The following is a 9,042-nucleotide window of genomic DNA, read 5'->3' as shown; positions in this document are numbered from 1 at the left end:
ACCTGGTGTTCTCCACCACGGTGGCGGCGACCGACAAGAGCGTTGCCACGCTCGGCGTCACCTCGCTCAACCTGGCGAACGGTGCCACCATCGTGGACTCCGGCGGCCTCGCGGCCAACCTGTCCGGCGCGGTGAAAACCTTCGCCGGCCTGTCGGTCGATACCTCGCCGGTGGTCACGCCGCCGGTGACGACGCCTCCGGTGGTCACGCCTCCGGTGACCACGCCTCCGGTGGCCTCCGGTCCGACCAAGCCGGTCGTCACGGTCGCCGACAACACGCTGTCGGTGAGCCCCGGCGGCAAGATTGATCTCGGAATCGACGTCTCGACCGCGGACAAGAACGACGTCGTGTCGGTCAACATCAAGGGACTGCCGAGATACGAGACGATCATCGACGGTATCGGCCACACCCATCGGGGCAATAACATCACCCTGAGCGCGGCCGAGGTTGATAGCGGACTGACCCTGAAGTCGAACTACAAGGGTACGGATTCGCCGTTGGCAACACTGTCCGTGACGGCGACGGGCAAGGATCCCGTCACCGGCACCTCGGCGACCTCGGCAACGCAGACCATCGCGGTGCTGGATCCCCCGGTCTCTGGCGGCAGCACCAACCCGTCCCAGGGCGGCGGCTGGGGCGGTGGCTGGGGCGGCCACGGCCACGACCACGGACACGACAAGTCCTTCGCTCTGCTGAGCCAGGCAATGGCCGGGGGTCTCCAGGGGCGGCCCGACCTCGGTGCGATCGCTTCGGCGGCAGCCTCGAACGCATCTAGCTGGTTGAACGAGTCGCTCCTGACCCGTCCGCACCACTAGCCCACGACGACTACGTTCCCGGGCACCGGCGCCCTCCGCTTTGCGCGAGGGCGGCGGTTGCCGCGGTGCCCGGGAAACGTCCGTCCGCGCGGCCGCAATGCGGCTTTTCCGCGCGATGAGGACCCGTTGGTCCACCTCTGATTGCAAAGGATTCAATTGGAATGGCAATGCTCAACGAGGACCTTCCTCCCCAAGACGCCGGGCTACTCGCCCTGTGGCTGTTTCTCCGTCTCCACCGCGTGGAGGTCGAGATCGACGAAATCCTGAAGCGTTGCGGCACCGACACCGTCGGCGTCCGCGACATGCTCCGCTGCTCCGACACGTTCGGCGTCATGACGCGCTCGCGCAAGGCCGACTGGGAGCGGCTGTCCACCATGGAGATGCCCGCGATCGCCGTGTTGCGCGACGGCGGCTTCCTTCTCGTCGGCAAGGTGGATGGAGACGAAGCGCTGGTGCTGCACCCGACCGCGTCGCGGCCCGAGCGGATGGCGCGCTCCAAGCTCGAGGAGATCTGGAGCGGCGGCGTGGTCTCCGCCGGACGGCCAGAGCTAGGCCAGCGCCTGCACCTCGCACTTTCCGACGCCTACGCGACGACGTTAATCCGGATGGCGGATATCTGGCGAGGTATCGCCGGCCCGATGCGGTCCGTGGCCGGCGCCCTCACTGACCGGATGCGGTCGTTGTCCGGCAGCCTCGCGGGCTGGCGCGACATCGTCGCGCGTCTGCGCCGCGATGCCGCGCCAGTTGTCGGCGCGGCCGAGCCTGGTGCGGCTCCCGCCGCCTCCCGTCCGGAGGAGGGCGACGAAGCCGGAATGCGCGCGCTGGTGACGCTGCTGCGCTGCCACGGCGTTCCGGCCGAGCCGGTCCAGATACGTCACCAGCTGGGCACCAACCAGGTCGGGGTCGCCGACATGCTCCGCTGTGCCAAGACCTTCGGGCTGAGGGCACGGGTGCAAAAGACCAGTTGGGCGCGGCTCGCGGTCACCCCGCTGCCGGGCATCGCGGTGCTGCGCGACGGCGGCTTCCTGATCTTGGGCAAGGTCGCCGACGACGAGATCCTGGTCCAGCGCCCGACCATCGCCCAGCCGCTGACGATGACCCAGGCCGAACTCGAGGCGGTGTGGGACGGCGATCTTGTGCTGATGGCGCGACGCGCGTCGCTGACCGACCTGTCGCAGCGGTTCGATATCTCCTGGTTCATCGGCGCCATCCACAAGTATCGGCATCTGCTCGGCGAAGTGATGCTGGCATCGTTCTTCTTGCAGATATTCGCGCTGGTCTCGCCGCTGTTCTTCCAGGTCGTGATCGACAAGGTGCTGGTGCACCGGAGCATGAGCACCCTCGACGTCCTGATCATCGGCCTGATTGTGCTGACCATTTTCGAGGCCGTCCTCGGCACGCTGCGGACCTACGTGTTCTCGCACACCACCAATCGCATCGATGTCGAACTCGGGGCGAGGCTGTTCCGCCATCTGATGGCGTTGCCGATCGCCTACTTCCAGGCGCGGCGGGTCGGAGACTCGGTCGCCCGCGTGCGCGAACTCGAGAACATCCGCAACTTCCTGACCGGCTCGGCGCTGACGCTCGGCATCGACTTGCTGTTCATGTTCGTCTTCCTGGCGGTGATGTTCTACTATTCCTCGACGCTGACGCTCCTGGTCATGGGTTCGCTCCCGCTCTACATCGCGATCTCCGTGGTCGCCGCGCCAATGTTCCGCAAGCGACTCGATGAGAAGTTCGCCCGCGGCGCCGCAAATCAGGCCTTTCTGGTCGAGAGTGTGACCGGGGTCGAGACGCTGAAGGCGATGGCGGTCGAACCGCAGATGCAGCGGAAATGGGAGGAGCAGCTTGCCGGCTACGTCGCCGCGAGCTTTCGGGTGCTCAGCCTGAACAACGTGGCCAGCGAGGCGGTGCAGACCATTAACAAGCTCGTCACCGCCGCGACGCTGTACTTCGGTGCCCGGCTTGTGATCGGCGGGGATTTGAGCGTCGGGGAACTGGTGGCCTTCAACATGTTGGCCGGACGGGTTAGCGCTCCGGTGCTGCGGCTCGCCCAGATGTGGCAGGACTTCCATCAGGCCCGGCTGTCGGTCGATCGGCTCGGCGACATCCTCAACACCATGCCGGAGCCCGGATTCCATCCCGGTCGTGCCGCGTTGCCGGCTATCCGCGGGCAGGTGACCTTCGAGCATGTGGAATTCCGCTACCGCGTCGATGGCCCGCAGGTGCTGCACAACGTGTCCTTCACCGTGGAGCCGGGCCAGGTCGTCGGCGTGGTCGGCTCGTCCGGCTCGGGAAAGAGCACCATCGCCAAGTTGATCCAGCGCCTCTACGTGCCCGAGAGCGGCCGCGTGCTGGTTGATGGCGTCGATCTCGCGATGGTCGACCTGTCGTGGCTGCGACGCCAGACCGGCGTGGTGCTGCAGGAGAATGTGCTGTTCAACAGCACCATTCGCGAGAACATCGCGCTCGCCGACCCGACCCTGCCGATGGAGAAGGTGATCGCTTCGGCGAAACTCGCCGGGGCCCACGACTTCATCCTCGAACTTCCAGAGGGCTACGACACCATGGTCGGCGAACGCGGCTCCAGCCTGTCCGGAGGACAGCGCCAGCGCGTCGCCATCGCCCGCGCCCTGATATCGGATCCGCGTATCCTGATCTTCGATGAAGCCACCAGCGCGCTCGACTACGAGAGCGAAAGGGCGATCCAGCAGAACATGGCACGGATCGCCGAAGGCCGGACCGTGTTCGTGGTAGCCCACCGGCTTTCCACCGTACGCAACGCCGACCGCATCATCACCATCGAGCGCGGCCGCATCGTCGAAGACGGCGCGCACGACGACCTGATCCAGAGCAACGGCCGCTACGCGAAGCTGCATTACTTACAGGCAGGCATCCATGACGTCCGCTAGTCAGAAAATCGTACCCTTCCGCAAGGCGGAGCTGCGGCGCCGCGAGCAGGAGATCGCCTTCCTGCCGGCCGCGCTCGAGATCACCGAAAGACCGCCGTCCCCGGCCGGCCGGGCGATCGCGGGCAGCATCATCGCGGTGTTCGTGATCGCCCTGTTGTGGGCGTCGCTCGGCAGCGTCGACATCGTGGCCACCGCCGCCGGCAAGATCGTGCCGGGTGGACGCACCAAGTTGGTTCAACCGTTCGAGACCGGCGTGGTACGCGCCATCCACGTCCGGGACGGCCAGGCCGTGAAGGCCGGCGACGTTCTGATCGAACTCGATCCGACGATGCTAGGGGCCGACGTGGAACGCGAGCGGGGCGATCTCATGGCCGCCGGCCTCGAGGTGGCGCGGCTACGGGCCGCCCTTTCCGAAAAGCCGCTCGACAACTTCCGGCCGCCGAACGGGGCTCCGGTCGAACAGGTCGATATGCAGCGCCAGTTTCTGATCAGCCAGCGGGCCGAACTGGACTCCAAGCTCGCCGAGATCGGGCGCCAGCAGTCCCAGAAGGAGGCCGAGCGGGCCACGACCAAAGCAACCGTCGACAAGATCCAGGCGACGATTCCGGTGCTGGAGGAGAAGGTCGAGATCCACAAGGGACTGCTCGAAAAGGGACTTGCTTCGAAGGTCGTCTATCTCACCGAAAAGCAGGAACTGGTCGGCCTGCAGCAGGACGTCGCGGTGCAGACGAGCCGGCTGGCCGAGGCCGACGCGGCCGTGGCGCTGCTGAGGGAAACGCGGGAGAAGACCGCGTCGGAGTACCGCCGCACCGTGTACGACGCACTGGCCAAGGCCGAGCAGAAGGCCGGCGCACTCGCTCAGGACAATATCAAGGCCGAGCAGCGGAACCGGCTGCAGCGGCTGACGGCGCCGGTCGATGGCGTGGTGCAGCAGCTCGCTGTCCATACCGTCGGCGGTGTGGTGACGCCGGCCCAGGCGCTGGCCGTTGTGGTGCCGAGCGAGACCAAGCTCGAGATCGAGGCTTCGGTTTCCAACCGCGACATCGGTTTCATCCATGCCGGCCAGCATGCCGAGGTCAAGATCGACACCTTCAACTTCACCCGCTACGGGCTGTTGCGCGGCGAGGTGGTCAGCGTCTCATCCGACGCGGTGGCGCGTGAGATGCCCCGCAGCGGCCAGATCGATCGCACCGCCGGCGGCGGATCGGCGGCGGGCGAGCAGAAGGGCCAGGAGCTGGAATACATCGCCCGCGTCTCGCTCGAGCGCGGCGACATGCAGATCGACGAGAGGCGCGTGAAGCTCGCGCCCGGCATGGCCGTGACGGTTGAGATCAAGACCGGCTCGCGGCGGATCATCAGCTATCTGCTGTCGCCGCTAGCAAGATACCGCCAGGAGACGCTCCGGGAACGGTAGCGGGCGGGGCCGGTCGCCGGTCGCGTGCGGGCGGCGCCGGGCTGTGAGGACCGCGAAGCAGGACGGCGATGGAGCGGCCGAAGCGGCCGCTCCATCGCGCCGTAGATGACGCCAAGCGGGCGTCTAGCGAACGAAGTTCGGTTTGGTGGATGAATGGCGGTCCGGATCTCAATAGGCATAGGGTGAAAACCCCGCCCTACGCGTCATGGTTCGCCGGTCTCAAAACGGGGCAGGTGAGGGAGACTGCGTGAAGATCGCGACCTTCAATGTGAATAACATCAATAAGCGGATGCCGAACCTGCTCGCATGGCTGAAGTCGTCCAAGCCCGACGTCGTATGTCTGCAGGAGTTGAAGGCGGCGCAGTCCGAGTTTCCGGACGGGCCGCTCCGAAAGGCCGGCTACTCCGCTGAGTGGGTCGGGCAGAAAACCTGGAACGGCGTCGCCATCCTAGCGCGGAAGTCCGAGATCGTCGTGACGCGGCGAAAGTTGCCCGGCGATGCGAACGACGAGCAGAGCCGCTACATCGAGGCAGCCGTCGACGGCGTGCTCATCGCGTGCGTCTACGCGCCGAACGGCAATCCGCAGCCCGGACCGAAGTTCGACTACAAGCTGGCCTGGCTAAAGCGTTTGAACACGCAGGCCGGCAAGCTGCTCAAATCGGGCGCGCCGGCGGTCATCGCGGGCGACTTCAACGTGGTCCCGACGCCGTTCGACATCTACCCGACGAAGTCATGGGACAAGGACGCACTGGTACAGCCCGAAGCGCGTGCTGCGTTCGCCAAGTTTCTCAAGAAAGGCTGGACCGACGCGCTACGTGAGCAACATCCGGGCGAGCCGATGTATACGTTCTGGTCGTATTGGCGGAACCGTTATGAGAGAGATGCCGGTCTTCGCATCGATCATCTGCTTCTCAGTCCTGCGCTGCGGCCTCGGCTCGAAAAGGCCGGCGTCGATCGCGCCGTGCGTGCCAAGTCCGATCCCAGCGATCATGCGCCAGCCTGGGTCGTCTTGAAGTAGCGGTATCCCGCCCGACCCACCGCCGTTCTGGCAAACGGAGTGCAGCCATCGCTATTCTTCGAGATGATCGGATCGATTGTCCTCGCCCGCATCGTGCCCGATCGAACGCTTTCCGGCGAGATCATCGACACGGTCTCGAACGATCTCGTGACGCGCCACCCGGCATCAACCTCTGCACGGACGGGGGGACGCCGAACCGCTTGACGCGCCGGATGCAGGAGGTCGTCGCAAGACGCGGCAGCGACGGAAACTATTCCGCCGTCACTTTCAGCGTCGTTGCGCCGCTGTAGTTGTAGACATCGTACAGGATCGTCAGTAGTTCGCTGGCGATCGCGGCGTCGGTGAATTTTTCCAGCGGGTAGATTTTTGAGTAGTTCGGCGTCCGGCCCGGGTCGGCGTAGCCGGCGCTGTGCAAGCGGGCGATGCGCTGCGGCGTGAGGACCGCCGCCAGTGCCGGCCAGCTTTCGCTCGATTGCGCTTCGCAAAGCATGGCCGGCGGCGTGGTCTCCGGCATGCACTGGACATAGCCAATTCCGGTGCTGAAACTAGCCCAGACGCGCCTGGTCAGGTTGATGCGCAGCCGCTGGATTTCGGCGGTCACCATGGGGCCATAGAGCGCAATGAGTTCGGCCGAGGAACTGACCGCCTGGGCCGCGGGCTTGGTATCGACATAGGAACAGCTTCGCACCGCCGAGGCCCGCATCGATGCCATGTCGTTGACGCTGCCGGCGAGATTTTGCGACGGGCCGGCACGCGGCGGACAGGGGGTGTCGGCGACCCACCTGGTGCTCATCTCCACGGTGTCGATGTTGGCTGCATAGGCCTCCGTCAGCGCCCGCACGATGTGCCGCGCGGCGGCGGCGGTCGGCACTTCCGCTGGAAACGTGCGCACATAACTGCCAAAGGCCGGATCGATCACCCAGCCCAGCGCGGCAAGCCGGTTCAGCCGGTCGCCGGTCAGCACGCTCTTGAGCGACGGCTGCATCGTCGTTCCCGCGGCCTCGCAGCGCAGTTGTCGGTCCGGCAGACGCCGACACTGGACGAACTTGTTGCCATCCCAGAACGTCGCATAGCCGATCCGTTCGGGACGAACCAACGCGGTGATGTTCTGCAGGGCGTCATCGATCCGGACCTCGATGGATTGCGCCCTGACGTCGGCGGGGCTCCACCCAAACATGACGGCGGCCATCAAAGCTGTGACCCGACGAAAGCGAAACTTCCCCATGCGTCGCCCCCAACGCTCGTACCCTGAACTGCTTCCGTGATCACGCAGGCAGTATCGGGCAACGAACAGTCGTATTTCACGTGCAGGAACATAATAAGAACTGTTGGGTAAGAGTCAATTATAAGTTGTTATTATTATTGACGCACCTTCGAGCTCCGGGGCGGTCACCTCGTTTCCTGTACCGCAGGCGCGCTGCGCCGGCCTTCGGGACTCAGCGTGGTTGTAAGCGTCTCACGCCCGCGACAATTTCTCGAACCGCTTGATCAGCCGTTCGCGCTTCAGGCGGGACAGGCGCTGCAGCCAGAACATTCCGTTCAGCTGATCGATCTCGTGCTGGTGGCACACCGCGCGCAATCCATCGGACTCTTCGGTGCGTTCGTTGCCGTCGAGGTCCCGGTAGCTGATCCGGATTCGCGCGTGGCGTTGGATGTCATCGTTCACGCCGGGCATCGAGACGCTGCCTTCCTGGTGCATGATCATCTCCGGCGATGCCCATGTGATTTCCGGATTGACATAGGTCCGCGCACCGTCGATGGCGCCGAGGTCGAGCACCACCACGCGCAGCGATATGCCGATATGCGGCGCGGTGATGCCGATGCCCGGCGCGGCGTGCAGTGTCTCCAGCAGATCGCGTGTCAGATCGCGCAGCGCATCGTCGAACATGGTGACAGGCGCGGCCGGCAGCGTCAGCCGCAGATCGGGATAGCGGATAATGGGCCGGATGGTCATGCGGCTTGGTAGCGGTTCGGTGCGGCCGAGTCATCCCGGGGATCGGCTTTGCGGGATGGCCGAGGCGTCGAAAAGTCGGACAATGGGGCGGCACGCCACGGCGCAGGGAACCGAACGGCTGGTCGCACGTCATTACTTCGGCCGGACTTATCGGCTCCACCGCAAAAGAATGCTTTCCCATGACAATATCGACTTCTCTTGCCCGGCTGTCTCGCTTTTGCGCGGCTTTGCTCCTGTGTGCGGCCTCGCTGGCGTTCGTCGCCGGTGCGCAGGCCGGCGACAGCGACGATAAAGTTGCTGCGGCGGCCGACACGCCCGCTCCTGTAAAGAACGGCGAGTTGGTGTTTCACGGGAATTATTGCGGCGTGGGCAATCGGGCGGGAGCCGACCCGATCGATGCGCTGGACGCCGCCTGCATGCATCACGATGCATGCACCCCGTCCGGCAAGGTTCAAAGCTGCGCCTGCAATGCTAAGCTCGTCGAGGAAACAGGGGCCATCATGCAAGACCCTACGCAGTCGAGTGAGCTGAAGGCGCTGGCTTCCCTGACAGGGACAGCGGCCGCGGCGGGCATGGTGCTTTGCGCGCCGACCGCTCTGCCGCCCCTGACGAACGCTTCATCCCCGGCTACGCCGATCAATCGCGAGTAGCCACGGCGCGGAATGGCTGGCGCGGGCGCGATGCCCGTTGGTACGGGCACCGCGTCGGGCTCGGTTATCCCGCGAAATTCGCGGCGATGCGCTGCTGCAGGTAGTCGTGCGCTGAGATCGGCGCGTAGGCCTTGCCCGGGCCCTGGATGATGGCGTCCTTGTTGGCCTGGCAGAAGAACGGCAGCGAATAGCGCGGGCCGAGATATTCGTCGGGCCGGGGCATGCGGACGCGGTGCAGGGTCGATAGCAACTGGTCGTCGCTCCAGCGCCGCAGCATAT

6 protein-coding genes and 2 pseudogenes are annotated in these 9,042 nt (G+C 65.4%); 5 read left to right on the top strand and 3 right to left on the bottom strand.

The window, feature by feature from the left end; translation table 11 throughout:
• From JWR89_RS24890 to xth, 4 genes and pseudogenes are all read left to right on the top strand, one after another.
• Nucleotides 1-815: pseudogene (locus JWR89_RS24890) on the top strand (hypothetical protein); the annotation flags it as partial.
• A 161-nt stretch (nucleotides 816-976) separates the two neighbouring features.
• Nucleotides 977-3,727: a type I secretion system permease/ATPase gene (locus tag JWR89_RS24885; RefSeq protein WP_366143011.1), complete on the top strand. Its 2,751-nt coding sequence runs from the start codon at nucleotides 977-979 to the stop codon at nucleotides 3,725-3,727.
• Nucleotides 3,714-5,141: an HlyD family type I secretion periplasmic adaptor subunit gene (locus JWR89_RS24880; protein ID WP_299720868.1), complete on the top strand. Its 1,428-nt coding sequence runs from the start codon at nucleotides 3,714-3,716 to the stop codon at nucleotides 5,139-5,141. Before JWR89_RS24885 ends, JWR89_RS24880 begins: the two co-directional genes overlap by 14 nt.
• A gap of 247 nt (nucleotides 5,142-5,388) precedes the next feature.
• Nucleotides 5,389-6,159 (top strand): exodeoxyribonuclease III, encoded by a 771-nt coding sequence (xth, locus tag JWR89_RS24870; protein ID WP_299720867.1) that lies wholly within the window; start codon nucleotides 5,389-5,391, stop codon nucleotides 6,157-6,159.
• 250 nt (nucleotides 6,160-6,409) lie between these two features.
• On the opposite strand, the gene JWR89_RS24865 is transcribed toward xth, so the two are convergent.
• Together JWR89_RS24865 and JWR89_RS24860 are read right to left on the bottom strand one after the other, a co-directional pair.
• Nucleotides 6,410-7,336 (bottom strand): hypothetical protein, encoded by a 927-nt coding sequence (locus tag JWR89_RS24865; protein WP_299720866.1) that lies wholly within the window; start codon nucleotides 7,334-7,336, stop codon nucleotides 6,410-6,412.
• Between the two features lie 279 nt (nucleotides 7,337-7,615).
• The gene (locus tag JWR89_RS24860; RefSeq protein WP_299720865.1) at nucleotides 7,616-8,113 is read right to left on the bottom strand and encodes a peptide deformylase; all 498 of its coding nucleotides are present in this window, start codon (nucleotides 8,111-8,113) and stop codon (nucleotides 7,616-7,618) included.
• Between the two features lie 179 nt (nucleotides 8,114-8,292).
• Here JWR89_RS24860 and JWR89_RS24855 point away from each other — a divergent pair, with 179 nt between their 5' ends.
• Nucleotides 8,293-8,763: a hypothetical protein gene (locus tag JWR89_RS24855; protein ID WP_299720864.1), complete on the top strand. Its 471-nt coding sequence runs from the start codon at nucleotides 8,293-8,295 to the stop codon at nucleotides 8,761-8,763.
• 64 nt (nucleotides 8,764-8,827) lie between these two features.
• On the opposite strand, the pseudogene JWR89_RS24850 reads toward JWR89_RS24855, so the two are convergent.
• Nucleotides 8,828-9,042: pseudogene (locus JWR89_RS24850) on the bottom strand (isopenicillin N synthase family oxygenase); the annotation flags it as partial.

Origin of the sequence: Tardiphaga sp. (assembly GCF_028290785.1) — a bacterium.
In the GTDB taxonomy this organism is placed as follows: Bacteria; Pseudomonadota; Alphaproteobacteria; order Rhizobiales; family Xanthobacteraceae; genus Tardiphaga.
This window is presented reverse-complemented; position numbering and strand designations above follow the sequence as displayed.